General features: G+C 71.7%; 1 protein-coding gene. It reads left to right on the top strand.

Annotated features, from left to right (window positions below):
- Positions 1–500: 500 nt before the first annotated feature.
- Positions 501–1,651: alkaline phosphatase (locus NTW26_09350; protein MCX7022458.1), on the top strand; the 1,151-nt coding region annotated here is incomplete at its 3' end.

Raw genomic sequence — 1,651 nt, 5'->3', positions numbered from 1 at the left:
CTCGCGGCCGGTGAAGAACCTGCGCTTCACCGAGTCCATGCTACGGGCATTCTCGCGGATCGAGGCCCTGAGCGCCGACACGCTTTTAATCGCGGAGGACTTCTCCAGCATCCGGGTGCCGGCGGTGAAGTTCAAGGGCTTCCGCTTCACCAGCGCCACGGAGTTTTAGCCGGTCGGCGGGTGGGGGTTGTCATTGCCCCCTCCCCCCTTTGGGGGGGAGGGCTGGGGAGAGGGGTGGAACGGTCCCCTCTCCTTTCCAGGGAGCGGCTTGCCTGCGGGCTAAGGTGAGGGTTGAAATGCGGCGGCCCGCAGAGGGGCCGCCCTACGTCATCGCAAACTGCGAGGTACGGGCTGGGGTGATGGTCGGACCGGCCCCCCTCTCCCTCCGGGAGCGGCGCGCCGACGGGATAAAGGGTGAGGGCTGCCATTGCCCCCTCCCCCCTTTGGGGGGAGGGTTGGGGTGAGGGGCGGGCGGGTTCCCGATAACGACGGAGGTTCCCGTGAAACCGCGCGCGTTCATCGTCCCCGTCCTAGCGGTCCTCCTCCTCTCCTGCTGCGCCGTCCAGCCCGCCCTCCCGCGCCACGTCATCCTCTTCATCTCCGACGGCTGGGGCTACGAGCACCTGGAGGCGGTCAAAGACTACACCGGGGAGGACCCGGTGTACACCGGCTGGGACTCCTGGGCCGTCTCCACCTGGGACACGGACACCCGGCGCGCCGACGGCGGCGTGGGCTACGACCCGGCGCGGGCCTGGGAGGATTTCGATTACGTGGCCCGGGCGGCGACGGACAGCGCCTCGGCGGCCACCGCCATGTACACCGGCTTCAAGGCGGACGCGGGGAACATCTGCACCGGCCCCGGAGACCTCGTGCGCCTCGCCTGCATCCGGGAGTACGCCGAGGCGATGGGCCTGGCCTCGGGGGCGGTCACGAGCGTTCCCGTCTCCCACGCCACCCCGGGGGCCTGGTACGCCCACAACGACGACCGGGGGAACGGCTACGCGATTTTCGACGAGGGGGTGTGGGGCGTGCCCGGCGTTACGGGTTCCGGCGAGGGCTACGGCGGCGGGCGCGGCGGAAGCTCAAGTCCGCCGGAGGTGCTCATCGGCGCGGGGCACCCGGCGTGGAACTCCGACTACGTCAACCGGGCGCAGCTCGACCGTCTGGCCGCCGATTGCGGCGACTACGGCGTCTGGCGGCTGGTGGAGCGCGTCGCGGGCAGTCCGGACGGCGGGGCGCGTCTCCTGGAGGCGGCACAGAACCCGCGCACCCAACGCCTGTTCGGCCTCTTCGGCGGCGAGGACGGCGGCTTCGATTACGCCCTGGCCGACTCGTCCGGCGCGAACCCCGAGAACCCGACCCTGGCCGAGTGCACCCGGGCGGCCCTGGCGGTCCTGGACCGCGACCCCGAGGGCTTCGTCCTCTTGGTCGAGGGCGGCGCCGTGGACTGGGCCTCCCACGCGGGCGACATGGACCGGATGATCGGCGAGGAGCGGGGGTTCGACGCGGCGGTCCGGGCCACCGTGGACTGGGTCGAGGACCCGGACAACGGCGGCTCCTGGGACGACACCCTGGTCATCGTCACCGGCGACCACGAGTGTGGCTACCTCACCGCCGGGCCCGGAATCCGGGGGGTGCCGCTGGGCGAGGT

The sequence above is a fragment of the bacterium genome (assembly GCA_026398675.1).
Classification (GTDB): domain Bacteria; phylum RBG-13-66-14; class RBG-13-66-14; order RBG-13-66-14; family RBG-13-66-14; genus RBG-13-66-14.
The sequence above is the reverse complement of the archived record's forward strand: the minus strand, read 5'-3'. Positions and strand labels throughout refer to the sequence as shown.